General features: G+C 39.6%; 16 protein-coding genes and 1 riboswitch. Of the genes, 12 read left to right on the forward strand and 4 right to left on the reverse strand.

Going from position 1 to position 20,835, the window contains the following annotated elements; translation table 11 throughout:
• Both istA and ACKXGF_RS03050 read right to left on the reverse strand, forming a co-directional pair.
• A complete protein-coding gene (istA, locus tag ACKXGF_RS03045; protein ID WP_411954809.1) occupies positions 1-1,557 on the reverse strand; it encodes an IS21 family transposase in 1,557 nt (518 codons plus the stop codon).
• Between the two features lie 364 nt (positions 1,558-1,921).
• Positions 1,922-3,973, reverse strand: a complete 2,052-nt coding sequence (locus ACKXGF_RS03050) for a S9 family peptidase (protein ID WP_411954810.1) — start codon at positions 3,971-3,973, stop codon at positions 1,922-1,924.
• Between the two features lie 322 nt (positions 3,974-4,295).
• Between ACKXGF_RS03050 and rlmD the strand changes: the two genes are divergently transcribed.
• From rlmD to ltrA, 4 genes are all read left to right on the forward strand, one after another.
• The gene (rlmD, locus tag ACKXGF_RS03055; RefSeq protein WP_411954811.1) at positions 4,296-5,783 is read left to right on the forward strand and encodes a 23S rRNA (uracil(1939)-C(5))-methyltransferase RlmD; all 1,488 of its coding nucleotides are present in this window, start codon (positions 4,296-4,298) and stop codon (positions 5,781-5,783) included.
• Between the two features lie 396 nt (positions 5,784-6,179).
• Positions 6,180-6,356: a hypothetical protein gene (locus ACKXGF_RS03060; protein WP_411954812.1), complete on the forward strand. Its 177-nt coding sequence runs from the start codon at positions 6,180-6,182 to the stop codon at positions 6,354-6,356.
• 319 nt (positions 6,357-6,675) lie between these two features.
• Positions 6,676-7,245, forward strand: coding sequence for a hypothetical protein (locus tag ACKXGF_RS03065; protein ID WP_411954813.1), 570 nt, complete (start codon positions 6,676-6,678; stop codon positions 7,243-7,245).
• Positions 7,246-7,864: 619 nt separating this feature from the next.
• On the forward strand, positions 7,865-9,226 hold the full coding sequence (gene ltrA / locus ACKXGF_RS03070) for a group II intron reverse transcriptase/maturase (RefSeq protein WP_411954141.1): 1,362 nt from the start codon (positions 7,865-7,867) through the stop codon (positions 9,224-9,226).
• 301 nt (positions 9,227-9,527) lie between these two features.
• On the opposite strand, the gene ACKXGF_RS03075 is transcribed toward ltrA, so the two are convergent.
• Positions 9,528-10,598 carry an IS30 family transposase gene (locus tag ACKXGF_RS03075; RefSeq protein ID WP_411953264.1) on the reverse strand — a complete coding sequence of 357 codons (1,071 nt, stop codon included), beginning with the start codon at positions 10,596-10,598 and terminating at the stop codon, positions 9,528-9,530.
• A 184-nt stretch (positions 10,599-10,782) separates the two neighbouring features.
• Between ACKXGF_RS03075 and ACKXGF_RS03080 the strand changes: the two genes are divergently transcribed.
• The 6 genes from ACKXGF_RS03080 (at position 10,783) to ACKXGF_RS03105 (ending at position 15,587) form a co-directional block, all read left to right on the forward strand.
• On the forward strand, positions 10,783-11,334 hold the full coding sequence (locus ACKXGF_RS03080; protein WP_411955547.1) for a CBO0543 family protein: 552 nt from the start codon (positions 10,783-10,785) through the stop codon (positions 11,332-11,334).
• Positions 11,335-11,539: 205 nt separating this feature from the next.
• Entirely contained in the window at positions 11,540-12,034 is a 495-nt protein-coding gene (locus ACKXGF_RS03085) for a CBO0543 family protein (protein WP_411954814.1), read from the forward strand.
• 348 nt (positions 12,035-12,382) lie between these two features.
• A complete protein-coding gene (locus ACKXGF_RS03090) occupies positions 12,383-13,018 on the forward strand; it encodes a hypothetical protein (protein WP_411954815.1) in 636 nt (211 codons plus the stop codon).
• Between the two features lie 86 nt (positions 13,019-13,104).
• On the forward strand, positions 13,105-13,857 hold the full coding sequence (locus ACKXGF_RS03095; protein ID WP_411954816.1) for a class I SAM-dependent methyltransferase: 753 nt from the start codon (positions 13,105-13,107) through the stop codon (positions 13,855-13,857).
• 31 nt (positions 13,858-13,888) lie between these two features.
• A complete protein-coding gene (locus tag ACKXGF_RS03100) occupies positions 13,889-14,404 on the forward strand; it encodes a GNAT family N-acetyltransferase (protein WP_411954817.1) in 516 nt (171 codons plus the stop codon).
• A gap of 97 nt (positions 14,405-14,501) precedes the next feature.
• Positions 14,502-15,587: a nitric oxide synthase oxygenase gene (locus ACKXGF_RS03105; protein WP_411954819.1), complete on the forward strand. Its 1,086-nt coding sequence runs from the start codon at positions 14,502-14,504 to the stop codon at positions 15,585-15,587.
• Between the two features lie 75 nt (positions 15,588-15,662).
• Here the strand turns inward: ACKXGF_RS03105 and recQ are convergent, their stop codons facing one another.
• Positions 15,663-17,828 carry a DNA helicase RecQ gene (recQ, locus tag ACKXGF_RS03110; protein ID WP_411954820.1) on the reverse strand — a complete coding sequence of 722 codons (2,166 nt, stop codon included), beginning with the start codon at positions 17,826-17,828 and terminating at the stop codon, positions 15,663-15,665.
• Between the two features lie 224 nt (positions 17,829-18,052).
• Positions 18,053-18,155, forward strand: a riboswitch (purine riboswitch).
• A gap of 153 nt (positions 18,156-18,308) precedes the next feature.
• On the opposite strand from recQ, the gene ACKXGF_RS03115 reads away from it, so the two are divergent.
• Together ACKXGF_RS03115 and ACKXGF_RS03120 are read left to right on the forward strand one after the other, a co-directional pair.
• On the forward strand, positions 18,309-18,899 hold the full coding sequence (locus tag ACKXGF_RS03115) for a xanthine phosphoribosyltransferase (protein ID WP_411954821.1): 591 nt from the start codon (positions 18,309-18,311) through the stop codon (positions 18,897-18,899).
• 231 nt (positions 18,900-19,130) lie between these two features.
• Positions 19,131-20,654, forward strand: coding sequence for an NCS2 family permease (locus tag ACKXGF_RS03120; RefSeq protein ID WP_411954822.1), 1,524 nt, complete (start codon positions 19,131-19,133; stop codon positions 20,652-20,654).
• The last annotated feature ends 181 nt before the right edge of the window (positions 20,655-20,835 follow it).

Below are 20,835 nucleotides of genomic sequence, written 5' to 3' on the forward strand. Positions count from 1 at the left end.
TTAAGTCACCGACCCTTCAAGAACATCGAGATAAGAATCTAAGGTTCTTTCTTCCGGTTTCATATGATCATAGTTAGATGGTTTAGACGATCCTTGAGGTCTATTGATTATCGCGTTCTCAGTTGATTGTTCTTGTCTGACGACATGAGATAAAACATCTTTAAATTCCGAAGCGCTATAAAAATGGTTCTTCAAACAGGCATTTAGAGCTTTCATTTTGACATTGGATGGAACATCCTCAACCGAATCGGCAATGATTTTTAACTGATCTCTCATGTACCGTGGGTATTGCGTTTGAACTTCCTGTAAATAGCTCATAGCTTTGTCTTGATTTTGGAACGTTTCCGAAACGGTTTTCATATAGGCAGGTATCCCTTTGCTCCAGTCCCGTTTGTGCTGTGTATCTTGAATGAGTTCTCCTTTTCCTTCACACAAAGAATGCTCAGCGATTATAGGTCCATCCATCGATTCATGTATGCAAAGCTTTTTGTCATCTGTCTCTTTCACATAGACTTGTTTATGTTGATCATAAGTGCCCAACGGCACCGAATAACGATTGGACTCATATAAAATCGTGTTGTCTTTACGTACCACTCTTGCTATACTTGAATCAATAGGTGAATGACTTATTTTCTTAGTAATCGGCTTAAGGTGTTTCTTTTCGACGGAGAACACTTCTGCCGGTTTCTTTTTTATTGTGTTATGCACTTTGCCGTTCCCAGTCCTCTCAAGCCACTCCCAACAATGATCATTCCATTGTTCTATGTTTCTGAACTCACGGTTTTTGGCAAAGTTTTGCTTAATAAACTTAACACTATTCTCTACTTTTCCTTTACTCTCTGGATCGGCTTTACGACAAACATAAAGTTGGAACTTTCGTTCTCTATAATAGGTTTGAAATGCCTCGGTCAACATAATATCACCACCGTTTTCACTCACAACGATTAAGGCATCTTGATCATAAACCATTTCTTCTGGTATCCCTCCAAAATACTCAAAAGCATGTTCATGAGCCCGAATAACATCCTTTGTGGTGAAAGGTCGGTCTAACCACTCTGCATACTTGTAACGAGAATGGGATAAAACAAAACAAATCACATATACTTTTTGAGTACCACCTTGGGATGATTTTTGTTTCGATTGACCAAAATCAACTTGGATCTGTTTACCCATTGGTAACTCTGGAATCGCCTCATAAGAACGAGGTGTCATTACTTTTGGAATGTTGTATTTTTCTCTCAATTCTTTAACATAACTTCGAACAGTACTTTCGCCGACCGATAGGTCAGAGAAGTGTTCTTTCAACCAATCATGAACTTGTGCTCCAGAAAGGTCAGGATTTTCGCTTAACCACGTATGAATTAATAATTCGTACTGATCCAATTTGCGTGTCCTTCTGCGTGTTGAGGCCATCCATTCAGCCATGTCTTCTGGCGACTTCTCGAGATACTTATAAACGGTTGTTCGTGAAACACCTATTTTTTTTGCAATCCTTCTAATTTTGAATCCTTGCTGCTTCATTTGATAGATTTCCGTATACATTAGCCACTTTTCCACCTTTTCCCCTCCTGATGATAGATAATAAATCTATCATACTACAGAGAGTTGTTTTTGATTGAAAAGTGTTCATTTTTATTGAGCAAAAACTGTCTACTTTAGTTTAGCGTTTACAGTAGAGCTCAAGCTCTTTTGATACATGCAACAGAACCTTACCCTTTAGTGACATTTATTCTGAATATTAATAATATCGAAACCCAATAATAAACGCTCACTATTTTTATTATCTTTCTATCAAAACACATGTGTAGTGTGTTTCAAAGGTAGTAAAGAAGTCATAACCACTTAATAAAAACCCAACCCCCGAAAGTTAGATTTTTAGCTCTACTCTAACCTTCGGGGGTCTTTTTAAAACTTTGAATTTTTATTCGAAAGCAACATCAAGCTTATCCAAAATAAACGCATAGCATTCAGCGGCTTCCTTTAAGTGGTTGAAACGGCCTGATGCACCGAAATGGCCGGCACCCATGTTTGTTTTGAGCACAAGGGTGTTATCATCGGTTTTCATGGCTCTTAGTCGTGCAACCCACTTGGCTGGTTCCCAGAAAGCAACTCGGGGATCGTTTATGCCAGTTGTGATATATAGATGTGGATAGTCTTTTGTTTCCACATTATCGTACGGGCTATATGATTTCATATAAAAATAGTCTTCTTGCTTTCGTGGATCGCCCCATTCATCCCATTCTAATGTGGTAAGGGGTATGGTTTCATCTAGCATAGTCGTGACTACATCGACGAAAGGTACTTCAGGAACAATGACCTGAAATAGGTCTCCAGCCATATTGGAGACTGCACCTACGAGCATGCCTCCCGCACTTCCTCCGCGAGCAGCCATTTTGCTTGGAGTAGTGTATTCATGTTCAATAAGATACTCAGCCGCAACTACAAAATCGGTGAACGTGTTTCGTTTATTCTGCATTTTTCCGTCTTCATACCAATTCCGTCCCATTTCTGATCCGCCACGCACTTGTGCTGTGACAAATACAATTCCTTTGTCCAGAAGCGGCAGGCGATAAGGACTAAAATGTGGATCGCTGTTTGCTCCATATGATCCGTATCCATCCAGAACCAATGGCGCGGGTCCAGATTTTAGTGCGTCTTCCCGATAGACAACCGTCATCGGAACTTTAACTCCATCATAGGCTACTACCCACAATTGATCTTGACGATAGCGGGATGGATCATATTCACCGCTAATCGGTTCAACTTGCAACTTACGCTTCTCACCAGTCAACAAATTTAGCCCGTAAGTTGTTCTTGGCGTGAGATGGGACTCATATTGAAGTAGTACTTCCTTCGCCTCATAGCTTTGGTGAGATACCAATGAAACGGAATATAGGGGTTCATCCCATTCGATTTTTTCTAAACGATCATCACGTAGCATCCAAATTTGCGTCAACCCATTCTCCCGTCCAAATAGTAGTAACCTGTCTTGAAACAGATACATGGCTTGAAGATAGCGATTCTCGTTATACTCAATAACTTTTTCCCTTGAATCAGGGTCATCGATAGGACAACGGAGAAGCTGAAAGTTCAACGCTTCTTCATTTGTCAGTATGAGAAGGTCATCACCCCAATGCTCAACATCATATTCGATCCCATCTCGGCGTTCATCCAAAAGCTGTATCGGTGATAGCGGTGAATCTGCATCTATTAGGCGGATTTCGCTCGTTGTTTTCGAACTTGACTCAACAATGATAAATCTACCACTTTGAGATTTCGACATGAATAATGTAAATGTGGTGTCTTTTTCTTCATATAGTAGTTCATCATTATTTACATCACTTCCCAGACGATGCCTCCATAGCCGGAACGGGCGCTGTTGTTCATCGACAGTCACATAAAAAATATACTTACCACAACGACTCCATTCCAAACTGCCAATCAAAAAGACATTCGGAACTCGATCAGGTAAAAGCTTACCAGTTTCCATGTTCTTTATGTAGATGGTAAAACGGTCAGAGCCGTCTCGATTTTCTAAGTAAGCGAGAAGGTTATGATCAGTACTCATGCGCTGTACGGTCACATTTAAATATTCATCCTCTGTGGCTAATTCATTTAGATCGAGCACTACTTCCTCTGTTGCTTCTAGCAAAGATTCTCGACTTGCAGCGCGTTTACGTGCATAGATTGGGTATTGCTTGTCTTTGTCCAAGCGTGAATAGTAGAAAAATGGCCCATGCTCCACAGGCACTTTCACTTCTGAATCAGGAACACGGTCTACCATGCTTTGGTAAATTTCTTCGGATTGTTCTTCTAATGGATTCATGATTTCTTCGTAATAGTGATTTTCTTCCTTTAAATAATCGATGACCTCCGGATTGTCACGATCCCTCAGCCAATAATAATCATCTTCTCGTACATCGCCATGCAATTCATGAGGATGTGAAATGCGTTTTGCTACAGGTGGTTTCATAAAATTCTCCTTTCTTCTACATATTAGTTTCGTTTCAGGATCCGTGAATTCCTCTTTTTGTTTTGATTTCTAGTTAACTCTATATAGTTAGGTAAGCCTTATTATTAAGGGTGGGATGTATTGAAGTGTTATACTAACTTGAAGAACTATGTTATTTTATGTTATTTAATGTAAATGACAAAAGAAATGTTGTCTATTTCTTAAAAGGTAGATAACTGGAAAAACCTATCCACCGCTTTTATACTAATACATTTTACGGTCAGCTTTGGGTAGTTTATAATTGAATGTCAAACATATTAGAAGAAAAGTTGGGTAGTATCTTATGGCTAAACAAAAGAATCAAGGATATAAAAAATCTAGCAAGAAACAACATCAATCGGAAAAACAGAATAACAAACAATCCTCACCGCATGGAAATCGAAAAAACATAAAATCTCAAGGCAAGAATGCTACGGATAAGAGCCAGCAGGGCAAGAAAAATGTAACCACAGAGGTAACCTGCTCAGGTTTGACCATGGAAGGCAAAGGCATTATTCAGTGGGAAGGGGAGCAGCTTGAGGTTACGAATCTGTTGCCTGGTGAAACAGCTGAAGTGACCATTTCAAAAAAAGGACGCTATTTTAACGCGGAGCTGAAGCGGGTGATAAGCCCTTCAAAAGATCGTGTGAACTCTCCAAGTTCCTATTACCGCGAGGCTGGTGGATGTCAGATTCATCACATGAACGAGCAGGCACAAAAGCGTTTCAAGCAGAAAACGATCGATGAGCTAATGAAACCTTTTGGAAAGCCAGAGCCCATCATAACTATGGAAAAGCCATATGGTTACCGGAACAAAAACGTTATGTCATTTGGTTTGAATAAAAAGAAGGAGATTATTAGTGGTCTGTATGCCCCCAATACTCACCATATCGTACCAATGGATTGGTCCCTCATTCATGATCCGAAAGCGGATGAGATTATTCAAACCATCAAGGGAATGATGAAGTCCTTTAAAATGCAGCCGTATAATGAAGACACCGAACAGGGTTTTTTACGGCATGTAATGGTAAAGGTAGGTAAGCAGAGTGGTGAGATTATGGTAGTGATGGTAGCTGCATCACCTATATTTAAAGGGAAGAATAATTTTGTTAAAGCACTAAGAAAAACTCACCCAGAAATTACAACCATGATCCTAAACGTAAATAATAGAAATGACAGCATGGTGCTTGGTAATCAAGAGAAAGTCTTGTTCGGCAAAGGGACGATTACTGATGAGTTGTGCGGTTTGAAGTTTGAGATTTCATCGAAGTCGTTTTATCAGATCAACCCCGTCCAAACGGAAAAGCTATATGGCAAAGCGATTGAAATGGCTGGGTTAACAGGTGAAGAAACCGTCATTGATGCTTATTGCGGTGTGGGCACAATCGGCCTCGTCGCCAGCCAACAAGCCGGACGCGTAATCGGCGTCGAATCAAATAAAGACGCCGTCCGTGATGCCATCCGTAATTCGAAACGCAACGGTATTCAGAACGCCCGCTTTTACCAAGGCGATGCCGGCGAATTCTTGACTCAAATGGCGACACATGGTGACCAAGCAGACGTCGTTATCTTAGACCCACCACGGACAGGAAGCGACGAAGCCTTTTTATCAAGCGTTGTGAAACTCAAGCCGAGTCGGGTTATTTACGTCTCATGCAACCCAGAAACCCAAGCCCGCGACATGAAATACCTTACTAAAAACGGCTACCAAGTAGAAGAAATGCAACCTGTTGATATGTTTCCGCAAACATATCACGTTGAGTCTGTGGCGAAGTTGACGTTGAAAATGTAACCCAACAATAAAGTTGTACCAGACGTCTGAGAGACAAGAGGGGAGAGATTGATGTCCTGCGTTTCTCAGGCGTTTTTGTGTTACGACTTTATTGTGAAAGGCGGCGGTGAAAAGCGGGTTGAAGGGGGAGCTGTCGTTCGATTGATTTGCAAGCAAACATGGTCATAATATTTGATCTAAACATGAATACGCATATATATAAGCAGACCAAATCATATATATGACTTGAACTTTTATTAAATATATCAACCATTATTGGCTTTAACGTTTACATCCATTGACAACATCGCAATTCATACCATAAAAATCAACCAATGATGTCTGTTCATCCTTTTTTTACCAAAAGGATTGTGTTACGTTAAGATAAACATAACACTAAAACTGGAGGTGATTTAGATGGACAATGCTCATCTTACATTAACGATGATCGGCCTTATGTTAGTCATGATTTCTCTATCCTTTCTTGATGGAATTGGTCTTATTCAATACTTGGTAGCAGGCACAGGTGTCTTTTTATCTGCAGTGGGCACTTTCAATTTACTCCGTCATGAGAGAAAGGAAAAAGAAACGTAGTGCAATAGTATCGTCATGTTAGGAACAGTACCCTTTCGATTAAATAAAATTCTTGGATAATCCAATAATTAGTTCCGTTTCGGAGTACTGAATTGCAATTTGTACCCTTGATTGGACTACTTTTTTTATATGCAATTGTAATCTAATTTGTAGGGCCAATTGTGATTATAATTGAACAATAAAATGTGGGAAATCAAAAAGTGTTTGGTATTTTATATTAAAATGAGTTAAAGGGCGTTCTTAAACTAACTGGCAGAATAGTTTAACAAACAAATGGTTAAAATACCCGATAATTATGTATTGTCGGGAGAGATAGTAAGTGAAGGAAGAACAATTAAAACAGTTGAATAAAATCAGGTCTATGACTGAAGAGGTACATCAATTTAAATACGAGTATTGGACAACATTTTCGAACTTTGGTGCATGGCAATTTTGGTTAGACATTCTCTTATTAATCGTACCCTTAATCGTGTTATTCATTTTAATTGATAAAAATAAAATGTTACTTCTTGGTTTTTTTGGACTTAATTATCATGTATGGCTTTCTTACGCTACTTCTATCGCTGTTAGCCTGGGTTTGTGGGAATATCCTTATCAAATTGCCCCCTTTTTACCGGGGGTTTCCTTTAGTGCTTCGCTGATTCCAGTGTGTTTTATATTGTTATATCAATGGACGTTAATTCACAAAAAGAATATCTTTTTATACGCTGTAATATTATCAGCAATAATTGCCTTTGTATTAGAACCAATTATGGTAAAAATCCACTTGCTCCATCTGTTTAAGGGAGTAAATTATGTTCATTTATTTCTATTATTAGTGGCACTTTTCATTGTATCTAAACTTATTACAAACCTGTTTCTATGGCTACAAGAAAAAGAAACTAAATAAATTGTTCCTGAACAAACGGGAGCAATATTTGAAGAAGCAAAGCATAAAGGAGTTCATAAGCATGGATTACAGTTATAAGGAATTTATTGATGTTTTAAATTTGGGAAGTGAAGTTCATTTTATTTATAGAGACGAGAATTATTATAGTTGAAAAAATATTTATATGAGAATATAACAGGCTGCCGAAATATTTCGGTAGCCTGTTTTAGTTTGCCTGGCATGGGTGAGCTCTAACGGGTGAAAGTCCTGAGTGCGACCTGGTAGTGGTAAGCACATAGTCGAAGGCAAGGGTGTCCATGGTGACATGGAATCTGAAGGAAGCCCTAGACAAATCTCTGGTCTGACGAATAGAAACTATATAAGAGGCAACGTATGAGGATAAGACTGCTAAAGAAGTTGAAGTCCTATAACTACTCATATCATGCGGTGTAAATATAGCAGATAGATGGAGAGAAAGAGCTCGCACCTTAACCAGGGAGGTCTCATTATCTACATCAAAGACTTGTAGTGATATAAGTTTGGATGATGAGAAGTCAGCTGAAGCCGTAGTAGTGAAGACATCTAACGAAAGTTAGAAAGAGCGAAGGGCTGAACAATTTTATGGTTACGGAAATCTCGATTGGAAGAGGAAAAAGACCACTGGCATACCGCGTTAAAGTGGATACCATCTTTACGAGAAAGAAAGGAAGTAACAAGCATGTACGATGAAAAACTGTTGGACTTGATTCTTAGGAAAGATAATCTTGACGAGGCACAAAAACGCGTCATTAAAAACAAAGGTGCTGCTGGTGTGGATGGCATGACGATTCAAGAGTTGCCATCATATATGGTGGAAAATCAAAAGAATATCATCCGCCAAATCAAACGAAGAGAGTATCAACCAGCACCAGTCAAAAGGGTTGAGATTCCTAAAGATAATGGGGGAGTTCGCCTACTAGGCATTCCAACTGTGGTTGATCGGGTTATTCAACAAGCAATAACACAAGTTCTAACTTCCAAGTTTAACCCACAATTTCATGAACATAGTTATGGGTTTAGACCAGGACGAAACGCTGAAATGGCGATACGTCAGTCACTTGAATTTATGAATGAAGGTTACGAATGGGTGGTGGATATAGACCTTGAACGTTTCTTTGATACGGTCAATCATGACCGTCTTATGAACCTTATTTCGAGAACGGTGAAAGATGGCGATGTGATCTCACTCATTAGAAAATTTCTAGTAAGTGGGGTGCAATTAGATGAAGGGTATAAGGAGACCATCATAGGAACACCACAAGGTGGCAATCTATCCCCGTTGTTAAGTAACATTATGTTGAACGAGTTAGACCAAGAACTCGACAATCGAGGCCTTCGCTTCGTTAGATACGCTGATGATTGTATCATTATGGTCAAAAGCGAGATGTCCGCGAATCGCGTTATGCGCTCGGTATCAACATTTATCGAAGAGAAGCTTGGCCTGACCGTCAACACAACGAAATCAAAAGTAACCAAACCCAATAACCCTGATTTGAAGTTTCTTGGTTTTGGCTTCTTTATAGATTACCAAAGTCATGAGTATAAAGCAAAGCCACATCAGACATCCATCGAAACGTTCAAATATAAACTGAAACAGTTAACCAAAAGAAATTGGAGTGTTGATACGAAGTATCAAGTGGAACGGATTAACCAACTCATAAGAGGTTGGGTTAATTACTTTAGGATAGGTTATATGAAAAGCCTTTTGGACCGTGTTGACTCCCATACGAGGATTCGCCTAAGAGCGTGCATATGGACAAAGTGGAAAACACCTAAGAACAGGAGAAAGAATCTAATTAAATTAGGCATGAGTAAATACAATGCTTACAGAAACAGCTATACAAGTAAAGGTGCGGTTCGCACCGCTTACTCCTGGATTCTTACAACCACAATAACCAACAAGAGACTAGCCCAATTCGGGCTAGTCTCCTCTGCACAACATTATAAGAAAGTACGTGTTTAAATAAAATTGAACCGCCGTATACGGAACCGTACGTACGGTGGTGTGAGAGGTCGGAGGTTAATCACCTCCTCCTACTCGATTATTTGTTGTCGCATTTTAATTAGGATTATAGAACCGACTGGCTTTAATATAGATGTTCAATAAGATTTACTTCATTATTTTTACATTCTTCCAATTAAGTTCTTCCCTAAATTTCAAGTACAAGTTAGCCACTGGGCCAGCCCCTGCTATGGGGAGATTGTGAATAGATGAAGAGAGTTGACGCTCTCCCCCCTAGGGGGGAGCGAAATGTCACAACTATCTAAGCTATTGCCTTGACCTCTGTCATGAGTGCTTCCTGTGGCGTGCGATAATTGAGCTGTTTCCGCGGATAGGTATTCATCCACGTTTGTACGCGTAAGGTTTGTTGCTGACTCACTTGACTGATGGGGTGACTTTTCGGTATAAACCGTCGAATCAATTTGTGCTGATTTTCGCTGGTGCCGCGTTCATAAGATGCATAGGGATGACTAAAATAGACTTGGGTCGTTTCTTTTAAATCCGTTTCTAACGTGCTGAACTCCGACCCGTTATCTGACGTGATGGTTTTAAACATGGCGCGCATGTCTGTGCCGGTTCGCTCGGCCAGTGACTGAACGGCTTTTGAAATCGATGATGCATCCTTTCGGTCGACTTTAATAACGCATTCAAACCGTGTTTTACGCTCGGCCAAGGTGAGTAATACCTCATCATCTTCACCTTTAACGCCCAGTACCGTATCAATTTCCCAGTGTCCGAACTCTGCTCTGTCTTCAATATGTTTCGGCCGCTCTTCAATGGAAGTACCTAACTTGCGCTTATTTTCTTTACCGTGCCGCCCGGTCTTTCTAGGTGCGCGACTGACTTTCTCAAGCAGGTCAATATTCTTCGTCCGCATAATGCCGATGTTGATCCAATGATAGAGTGTGGTAGTGCACGGTAGTAAGGCTTGGGCATACGGAAAATGGACTTTCAAATAACCGACGACAGCGTCTGGAGACCATCCGTCCTGAAGCATCTTGGTATCCGCCCATTCTATGAATGTAGGGATACCAACCCATTTCGGTATACGCCCGCAGTTTAACCGATTTTCTTCGTACTGACGTTGGCCGACATCTGGGAAATAAACGGGATGCGTATAGCGGTATGTTTTGCCATTTTGTTTCTGTTCTCTTGCTTGCGTCACCGAACCCCGTTTAATCTCATTATTGATTGTTTGCGGCGCACAGCCTAATACTTTGGCGATTTGACGGTGAGAATAGCCTTCCTGCTTTAACACTTGGATTTTTGACCGTTCATCCGCGCTTAAGTGTTTGCCCTTAGTGCGGGGCATGTTATCATTAAATGGCGTCATGTGATTTCATTCCTTTATTGAGTGTTGTGGTTAACTTCAATATAACATGAAATTCACATGGCGTTTTTTATGACTTAAGTGGCTAAGTTCATTATAAAATCCACCAATTAAGTTCTTCTTACATATAATAGATGTAAATGAAAAAGTATAAGGGTAAATGCTAAAAAAGAAAGAAGGCGCAACAATGCACATAATCGTCTCATTATTATTGTTGGCGTTAAACATACAAAAAAAGACGTGGCGAAATCTTCCGAAGTATTATCACGTCTTGATCTATGTCAGTGTGTTCAATTGTCTTTATTACGTATTATGTCGAAATTCTCTTATGTGGGAATTAAAATGTAAAACATTAAGCACTAGGGCAGTAAGGGTTTTGCACATCTTAGTCGTAGTCCCGCTATTAATTCTGTTGTATTTATCAGATGTTCCTAAATCTTTATCAAAACAAATAGTGTATATATGTAAGTGGATTATGGTTTCTATGTTTGTTGAGTTTATCGGGCAAAAATTAAAAATGATTTCTTTCCATAATGGGTGGAACTTGTACTGGTCGATTCTTATTTACACAAAAATGTACATTTACAGCATGCTCATGGTTAAGAAGCCACTACTTACTTGGATGATCTCTATAGTTTCCACCATCTTTTTTCTTCTTAAGTTCAAAGTTCCGGTTAAGCACAATGTAAAAATGCAGCTAGAGGGATGTAGGTCTAAAATAAATTTCAAGTACCGCTAGAAACTAAGAAAACGGAGGATTCGTAGACAAATTATCAATTATTCAAATTTAACTGGAAAACTAGACTTCCGCTTGTTTAAACCTTCACTTATTTATTCAATATAAAGAATAAATCATAAGCTTGCACGAAAAGATAAGAGTGAGAGTGATTTTATAAAAAAGTACCCAATAAATCGCGCCAGATGCTAAGTGAGGTTGATGTCTTGTGAAGTCAGACAAATCTGATGAATTATTTCTTAGAGTCATGACAGTTTTAACGACGAGTAGTTTGTTGATATTGTTATTCAGAAAACCGCCTATTAAAAATTGGTTATTAGTATATTTGTTTAATGCGGTGACTAATACAATAATCGATAATTTTCTTGTGTCGTTAAAGATACTAAGTTATCCAGTGCGATACTTCCCTAAAGTTTTTAATACACATATCCTGTTTGACTTTTTGATCTATCCAACTTTTGAAATTCTTTATAATCAAATGACTGAAAAAGATAAGCTTGGCCCGATTATTTATAAAATGTTTTACTTGGCGGTCCCTATGCTATTTATTGAAACCTGGGCAGCTAAGAAAACAAATTTAATCGCGTGGCAAAAATGGTGGAAATGGTATCATACTTTTTTTGGCTTCATTATCAAATCTTTAATAACAAGAAGTTTGATTGGCTTTGTAAATAAAATTGAAAATAAACAGAACAATGTTTAATGAATTGAAAGGCTATTCCTCAGCCGTTTTAAGATCGACTTCGCGGATAATACTCTGCCAATCATGAGAATTAGAAAATCCTCTTAACTCGCTGGTAAATACTCAACACTCGATGGAAACCCTGCTTATGGCGATGGTAAAAGCATTTAACTCGATGAAATTGTAGTCGAACTCGATGGTAACTCCTAATTGATCTAAAATAATAACTATTGAGAATGCCTGAGAGGTGTTAGGAAAAGAAAAATCCTAGCACCTCATAATTTTTGAGCAATAATATTTAAAAAATAGAAAAATTATGTCATTTATGGTAGTATAACGATTATAATGTGAGTTAGGGTGGTTTGAAACGTGAGTGGTCATAATCGATTTGAAGAACTTAATGTAGAAAAACTCAATATTGTAAATCAAAATAATGACATTAAAATGACGCTGTTTAATCAAGAAAAGATTCCGCCTTTGTTGATGAATGGTGAAGATGTTCTGCCAGGTCACAGGCAAAATGAGCCGATTTCAGGCATCATGTTTTATAACGGAAAAGGTGATGAGTGTGGTGGTCTCGTCTATGGAAGTGAAGAAGACGAAGATGGGAATGTATATGCGGATGCTTCATTAACATTTGATGAATATGAACAAGATCAAGTGGTGCAAATGCATTTTACGGAGCATAAAGGGGAGACACATTACGGCTTTTCAATTTATGACCGTCCAGATCAACCGCTTACAGAAATACTGGAAGAAGATAAAAAGATTCGAGAATCCAATTTAACTGACGAAGAAAAGAATCAAAAACTCAATGAATTATTCCAAGGTAATGCTACTCGGGCTTTTATGGGTAAGGACGCTAATGGTGATGTGAGTGTGAGGCTTCATGACTCTAAAGGTCAACCGCGTATTCGAATGGTTGTTGACGCAGACGATGTGCCGAGAATGGAGTTTTTGAATGAAGCGGGAGAGGTTACTTCTTCCTTGCCTCCTCAAGAATGATTGGGGAAAAGGGGTGCATAGTTGTGGGGATTCTAAATTTTAAATTGATCCTATTCAAAAATTTAAATATGGCAGAAGGTTAAACTATGGCGAAAGAGAATTGGGTAAAACCGTTTTACGAAAATCAATTCCATATGATGAAGGGTTTACAGGGATTTAGCGAGCGCGATGAACAAGCCGCAAAAGAGATCTTCAATCAAATTGGTAAAGATTTTTCGACGGTTTTAGAAATTGGATCAGGTAATGGCAATCTTGCTCTGGGACTTGCTGAATTTAATAAAGTTGTTAAGACAGTGGAGTTGGTTCCTGAATTAGTTGAGTTTGCGAAACAAAATAGTCATCCGAATGTGACGTCGTTATGTGGAAGTTTTTATAATATTGACTTGCCCCAAACTTTCGATGCTGTGTTGTACATCGACGGTTTTGGTATTGGTGAAGATCCTGATCAACTTTATCTTTTGAAGCGGATTCGAGAGTGGTTAACTGAAGATGGCATTGGTTTGATTGATATTTATAACCCACCATATTGGCAGAAAGCTGACGGCAAACAAATGTATATAGATCCCGAAGCTAACGTTTGCAGGAGATATGGCTACATTCATGAAACTAACCAAATGACAGACACATGGTGGTACAAAGACACCCCGGAGGAATCATTCACGCAAGTTCTAGCTTGTTATCATGTTGATGAAATAAAATCGTTGTGTGATTTAGCGGGATTAAAAGTCGTTGAAGTGATTCCTGGCGGTGCCATGGATCGGGATGAAAAGAGATTTATCCCAAAAGCGTCACTTTCAGAATGTTTATCATATAGAATTAAAGTGGCAAGGTCATCTTAATTCAAAATTAATAATCTATAAGGAGATCAAAATGTATTTAGATCAAATTGAAGGTTTTGATGTTAGGAAGGCGACGAAGCAGGATTGTGATGAAGTTATTAAACTGTTAAAGGTCGTTGCTCTTTGGCTGAAAAATAATGAGATCGATCAATGGAGCTTTTTGTTAGCAGGCGGAGACGATGAGGAGATTAAACAGGCTATAGCCCACAATGATACCTATGTGGTGGAGTGGAATGAACAAATAGTAGCGACCTTCACACTCTTATCTGAACAGAGTGAATGGGATGTACATATTTGGGGGTATGATCCTGACTCAAATTCCCTCTACTTACATAGGCTTGCGATTATTCCATCCTACATGAATAACGGGCTTGGAAAAGAAATTTTGGCTTGGATCGAAAATAATACAACTGATAAAACGTACCTAAGGTTAGACTGTGTTGCGGATAATAAGAGGTTAAATGATTATTATAAGAACAATCATTTCGAAGCGGTTGGTTTAACAGATGGTCATAGTCAATATCAAAAGTTTATGAAAGAAGCTTAAACTTTACTATTTTCCTCACAATTGTTGAATCTGATTGAAACAGTCCTATGATAAATTTAAGAAAGAATAGGTTTGGTATCATAGGGGTGATTTAACTATGGAAAAAATGTTTCAAGAGGCGGAGAAATTTTTGCGTCTTTGTTATGACGAACTCGGTAAAACGGAAGGTGAAGTAGAACAACGTATTCAAGAAGTTTTTGAAGAAATAGATGATAATGGTTTTTATGAGCATAATTATGAAGAGTTAAAGTTCGGAGCAAAGGCTGCTTGGCGTAATAGTAACCGCTGTATTGGAAGACTTTTCTGGGATCAGTTGCATGTCTTGGATAAGAGACACCTCAATACGGAAAAAGCTATATATCAAGCTTTAATAGAACACATTGATTTTGCTACTAATGGTGGAAAGATAAGGCCGACGATTTCTGTGTTTTCTCAGAGTATATCTGGTGAAACGGTACGGATTTGGAATCATCAGCTCATTCGTTATGCAGGTTATGAAACTGAGGGTGGGATAATTGGCGATCCTGATTCTATTGCATTTACAAATGCATGCATCGATTTAGGGTGGGAACCCAAGTATGGACACTTTGATGTTTTGCCACTAGTCATTCAGGTTAATGATCATGAACCACAGTGGTTTAATATTCCCGAAGATTTAGTATATGAGGTTTCAATTAGTCATCCTGAATATGAGTGGTTTACTGCTTTAAACTTGAAGTGGTATGCCGTTCCGATTATATCAGATATGTCACTTGATATTGGTGGGGTTTTATATTCAGCAGCTCCTTTTAATGGCTGGTATATGGGAACCGAGATTGGTGCACGTAATTTGGCTGATGATAATCGATATAACATGCTTCCAACCATAGCTGATTATATGAACCTTAGTAATGATCGACCTTCTACACTATGGAAAGATCGTGCGTTAATCGAACTCAATACAGCTGTCCTCCATTCGTTTAAACAAGCTGGTGTTAGTATTGTTGACCACCATACAGCCGCCCAGCAATTTAAGAAGTTTGAAGAAAAAGAAGCTAAAGCTGATCGTGATGTGACTGGAAAATGGTCTTGGCTGATTCCACCAGTATCCCCAGCAACAACACATGTTTTTCATAAACCATATCGTGATGCTATAGAGAAACCTAATTATTTTTATCAATCAAAACCTTATATAAAAGAATGATAGTAGTAAACAAAAGACAAAAGCATTTCTCAATGTTCTTGTCTTTTGTTTTTTATAATGGGTATAGAAGTGGAGTCAAAGTAATTTGTGCTTTGAACAAACCGCCTTAATCTCCGTATAACTAACCTCATCAGGTAATGCTTCCTTAATTGGCTTAAACCGCAGTTCTTCTAAATCTAATTCATTAATCGTTTCTAAAATAAGCTTCTCCGTTTCATCTGCGACCAATCGGCTGAAATCAAGTTCATAGCCTTCTGAATAGGCACGGAATAAATGGCTTTCGATTGTGTTAGGTGAAAGACCGCGTTCGTCTGCGATGTCGCTGATCGTTTTTCCGCTCGCAAATAATTCGAATGACGTGATGTAGCTTGGTTGTTCGGAAGCGTGCTCATCTTTTTTGCGTGATGGTGCCGCGGACTTCGTTATTGATTGTGTCTTTTCAATCGCATCGCCATGCTCAGCGCGAAATGCCTGTAATTTCTCTAAAAATGGTTCGCCGTATTGTTCGTATTTTTTCTCGCCAATTCCTTTAATCCGTAGCATGTCCGCTTCTGTTTCTGGGATGTGGCTTGCAAGTTCTTTTAAGGTCGCGTCGGAAAAGATCAAGTAAGGTGGCAAGTTTTGTTCGTCTGCCATGGTTTTGCGTAAGTTGCGTAATGTCTGGAATAATTCTTCAGAAAATGTGAGCTCGACTGGCTTGGCTTGTTCTGGACGTTTCATCCAGACTTGTTTTTCGTTTTTCAGAACAGCAGCTCCCTGTGATGTTAATTTCAAAACAGGAAATTGCGCGTCAGAAACGGTTAAGTACTGATCAGCCACTAAATAATTGATCAAATTGATGATTTCTTTTTCGGTGTAGTGATTAAGCAAGCCATAAGTTGATAGCTTATGAAAATTCATGTCTATCACTTTTTGGCTTTTAGAGCCTTTTAACACTTTCGCCGTCATTGTAATGCCGAATGACTCGTTCATACGTTTCACACAAGACATGATCATCTGAGCTTCCTTCGTCATATCGTCGCGTTCGCCTTCGTCTAAGCAGTTGGAGCATCGCCCGCAATCGCCGTCTGTTTCTTTGTCACCAAAATAATCTAAAATATAACGTTGTAAGCATTGATGCGTATGGCAATAAGCGATCATGTCTTGCAGTTTGTTGTGCTCATCTTGGCGTTGTGAGTCATCTAAATCCGATTGCTCAATCAAAAATTTCTGTAGCTGAATGTCTTGAGGTGAATAGATTAAATGGCACTCACTATCGACGCCATCACGGCCTGCGCGCCCGGCTTCTTGATAATAAGACTCGATATTTTTAGGTAACGCATAATGTAGCACGTAGCGAACGTTTGATTTGTCGATGCCCATACCAAATGCGTTGGTTGCGACCATGACTTGGATGTCGTCTGCAATAAAAGCTTCTTGCGCGGCTTGGCGCTCGTCTTTCGTCATGCCAGCGTGATAACGAGCAGTCTTAATGCCTTGGTCGTTTAATAAATCATGAATTTGGTCCGTCGTTTTTCGCGTTGGCGTGTAAATAATACCCGATTCATCTGGCCTTGATCGGACGAAATTTTGAACATAGTTTTTGCGATCCACGCCTTTAACCACGTGAAAAGATAAATTTTCCCGAGCAAAGCCAGTAACGACTGTATGTTCATTTTGAATGGCTAAAAGTTGTTGGATATCATGAATGACGGTCTGTGTGGCTGTTGCCGTTAAGGCGATGACAGGTGGTTGTTGCGTTAATTCTTTCATCGCAGGAACAACTGAACGATAACTTGGCCGGAAATCGTGGCCCCATTGGGAAATACAGTGAGCTTCATCAAATGCGATGAGCGAAATATCCAATTGGTTTAGCGTATGTAAGAAGTTCGGGGTTTCAAACCGTTCAGGTGATACGTATACCAACTTGTAGTCGCCAGCTGTCATCCTTCTTAAGCGCTGTTGTTGTTCGGATGCGCTTAAAGAACTGTTGATATAGGTTGCATCTATGTCGACTGTTTGTAAGGCTTCCACTTGATCATTCATTAACGAAATGAGTGGTGAAATAATAATCGCAGTGCCATCTTTAACAAGGCTCGGAATCTGATAGCAAAGCGATTTTCCGCCACCAGTCGGCATGATTGCTAATGTGTGGTGATTATCTAATATGGATTGAATGGCGCCTTCTTGTCCAGGGCGGAAAGAAGTGAAACCATAATAATGATTTAAAGTTCGTGTTGCTTGTTCGATCAATTGAGTCACCCTTTTTGACTTAGTGCTTCTATTATAACATGGGTGACAGGTTGAAGTTGTTTTTACTTAAACAAAAATAAACTATTGATAATGTAAGGCGGGTTTGTTATAGTATGTATTAATCATCAATTTTTCAAAAGTCGAACAAAATATATTTATTCATTAAATTCGTTCGGTTTTTGTGAAATTAACCTTGATTACATTTATTCATCATGTATAATGATAGATATAAGCGAACAATTTCATAAGCTACTTGTATAATAGTGGGGATATGGCCCACGAGTTTCTACCAAGTTACCGTAAATTAACTTGACTACAAGTGATGGATACGAATAGGGGTAGACTGTCGTTTGAGCAGGTCTAGATCCTTAGCTTTTCGTACTTATTTTCTATGGTCATATAAGTCGAATGCTTGAAATCACTTTTAGTCGAAGTGGTTTGAAGCATTCGACTTTTTTTATTTTCAAATAGTCTAAAGGAGGTTCAATTATGGAGGCATTACACCAAGCCATTCGTGAGCGCGGTCGGGTCTTATCAGAAGATATCTTGAAGGTGGATAACTTCTTGAATCATCAAGTCGATACTCAACTTATGACGATGATTGGTCAGGAATTTGCTAAACGTTTTCAAAATTATTCAGTTACAAAGGTAATTACCTTGGAATCATCAGGTATTGCGCCAAGTTTCATGGCAGCTAATACGTTAGATGTACCACTTGTGTTTGCGCGTAAGAAAAAAGCGTTAACTGGTTCAGAGGACGTGTATACGAGTCGCGTTTATTCGTATACGAAGCAAGAGCTCAATCAAGTGATTGTCTCGAAAGAATATTTAGCTGAAGGCGATCGTGTCTTAATTATTGATGATTTCTTAGCTCATGGTAATGCGGCACTAGGTCTAACAGAAGTCGTTGAAGAAGCTGGGGCAACAGTTGTTGGCGTTGGTGCTGTAATCGAAAAGGCGTTTCAAGAAGGACGGACGCAATTGGAGATGGAAGGTTATCAAGTCGAATCACTAGCGCGAATCGAATCGTTATCAAATGGCGAAGTTACGTTTATTGATGAAGTTGTAACGAATAAATAAAAGGTTCTGTTAAAGTTTAATGTTGATTTTGAATGATGTAGCACAGAGTTGTTGAATTGTGAGAAGCGAAGGTGGCGACTCCTGCGGGAACAGCACGAGTCTCGAGACCCCGCAGGCCGCGCTTTTCGGCCGAGGAGGCTCGAGCCGTGCCCGCGGAAAGCGTCCGCCGGCAGCGGATCACAATATCAACAACGGACTTTAACAAAGCCGAATAAAAAAGGGGCGATGAAGATGGAGAAAGCAGTCAATTATCCATTATTTAAGAAAGAAGACACAGATGCATTTTTCGCGTTATTTCAAAATAACTTAGCTAATTTTGTATTAATTGCAGTGACGATGCTGGGATTAGGTTTTCCGACAGGGATCGTGTTTGGTCAAGTCATTCCTGGTGCGGCTGTGGCTGTCATTGTTGGTAATTTGTATTATGCGCATATGGCGAAACGTCTTGCTGAAAAAGAAGGACGAACCGATGTGACGGCGCTGTCGTATGGGATTAGTACACCAGTCATGTTTGTCTTTTTATTCGGGGTCTTAGTACCAGCGCATTCTTTAACGAATGACTATCAATTAGCATGGCAAATCGCTGTTGCAGCAGCTTTCCTAAGCGGTTTGATTCAAGTGATCGGTAGTGTTGCAGGTAATTGGATTCGCAAGCAAATTCCTCGAGCGGCTTTACTCGGAGCACTTGCTGGTGTGGCGATTACGTTTGTCGCGGGTGAGATGTTATTTAATACGTTCTCGATTCCAGTCGTCGGTCTTGTGACACTCATGATTATTATTGTCGGTGTGATCGGAAAAGTCGCGATGCCGTTTAATATTCCAGTATCGTTATTTGCGATTGTGATTGGAACGGTTTTAGCATTTACATTGGGCTATCAGTCACCGAGCCAAATTTCTGAAGGATTATCGAATGTGGGCTTGTATCCGATCTTGCCGACACTCGCTGCATTTGATGGGATGACGATGCTATTTACTGCAATGGTCGGTTTATTAGCCGTGATTATTCCGATTACCGTCTACAATTCGATTGAAACGATGAACAATGTTGACGCGATGGATGCAGCAGGTGATGGCTATGATGTGCGACAATGCCAAGCTGTCGATGGTGTTGGTACAATGTTAGGCTCTGTATTTGGTGGCTTATTTCCGACAACCGTTTATATTGCTTCAGTTGGTTCAAAAGAAATGGGTGCAGGACGTGGTTATAGTATTTTGAATGCCATTGTATTCGGCTTAGCGGCTGTAACAGGTGTTGTCGCTGCGTTATCAGCGATTATTCCGATGGCAGCGATTGCTCCGATCTTAGTTTTTGTCGGTTTATCACTAGTCGGAAAGGCGTTTCAATCAAATGAAACTAAATATTACCCAGCTGTTGCACTCGCCATGCTTCCATACTTTGCGAATTACGTGATGACACGCTTTAATAGTGATGCTGGGCAAGTTGTATCAGGCATTTCAGAAGGGATCGTCCCGTTAGGAGAAGGTGCGATGTTTACCGCAATTATTTTAGGTGCTGTAACCGTGTTTATCATCGACGGACGCTTTGTGAAAGCAGCTGCTTTCTCGTTAGTTGCAGCTGGATTATCGTTCACAGGCTTCATGCACGCATCTGAAATGGCATTCAATGCCGCATCGCAATATGCTGTCGCTTACTTACTCATCGCCGTTTTCTTCGTATACTGTGCTTATAAAGAAGAGAATAGCACGATTAATGTACCTGAGCACCGCCCGCTTAAAGAGCGTACTGCTTCATAATAACCGGTCGCTTATATATTGAGCTACGTCGCCGATATATTTGATATTTAGGCGTTCGCCGTTATATTTCGGCGAGCGCCGATAAAATTAAGATAGCGCTGATAAATTTTGAATCGCGCCGATATGATTTCAAAATCGCCGTTAAAAATCAAATCGCGCCGATAAATCCAGAAAAGTCGCT

The sequence above is a fragment of the Alkalibacillus sp. S2W genome (assembly GCF_046764385.1).
Lineage (GTDB): Bacteria > Bacillota > Bacilli > Bacillales > Alkalibacillaceae > Alkalibacillus > Alkalibacillus almallahensis.

Excerpts from the sequence above, each read along its gene's own strand:
- ACKXGF_RS03050 (WP_411954810.1), bottom strand. The coding sequence starts at position 3,973 with ATGAAACCACCTGTAGCAAAACGCATTTCACATCCTCATGAATTGCAT.
- rlmD (WP_411954811.1), top strand. The coding sequence starts at position 4,296 with ATGGCTAAACAAAAGAATCAAGGATATAAAAAATCTAGCAAGAAACAA.
- ACKXGF_RS03060 (WP_411954812.1), top strand. The coding sequence starts at position 6,180 with ATGGACAATGCTCATCTTACATTAACGATGATCGGCCTTATGTTAGTC.
- ACKXGF_RS03075 (WP_411953264.1), bottom strand. The coding sequence starts at position 10,598 with ATGACGCCATTTAATGATAACATGCCCCGCACTAAGGGCAAACACTTA.
- ACKXGF_RS03080 (WP_411955547.1), top strand. The coding sequence starts at position 10,783 with ATGCACATAATCGTCTCATTATTATTGTTGGCGTTAAACATACAAAAA.
- ACKXGF_RS03095 (WP_411954816.1), top strand. The coding sequence starts at position 13,105 with ATGGCGAAAGAGAATTGGGTAAAACCGTTTTACGAAAATCAATTCCAT.
- ACKXGF_RS03100 (WP_411954817.1), top strand. The coding sequence starts at position 13,889 with ATGTATTTAGATCAAATTGAAGGTTTTGATGTTAGGAAGGCGACGAAG.
- ACKXGF_RS03105 (WP_411954819.1), top strand. The coding sequence starts at position 14,502 with ATGGAAAAAATGTTTCAAGAGGCGGAGAAATTTTTGCGTCTTTGTTAT.
- ACKXGF_RS03115 (WP_411954821.1), top strand. The coding sequence starts at position 18,309 with ATGGAGGCATTACACCAAGCCATTCGTGAGCGCGGTCGGGTCTTATCA.
- ACKXGF_RS03120 (WP_411954822.1), top strand. The coding sequence starts at position 19,131 with ATGGAGAAAGCAGTCAATTATCCATTATTTAAGAAAGAAGACACAGAT.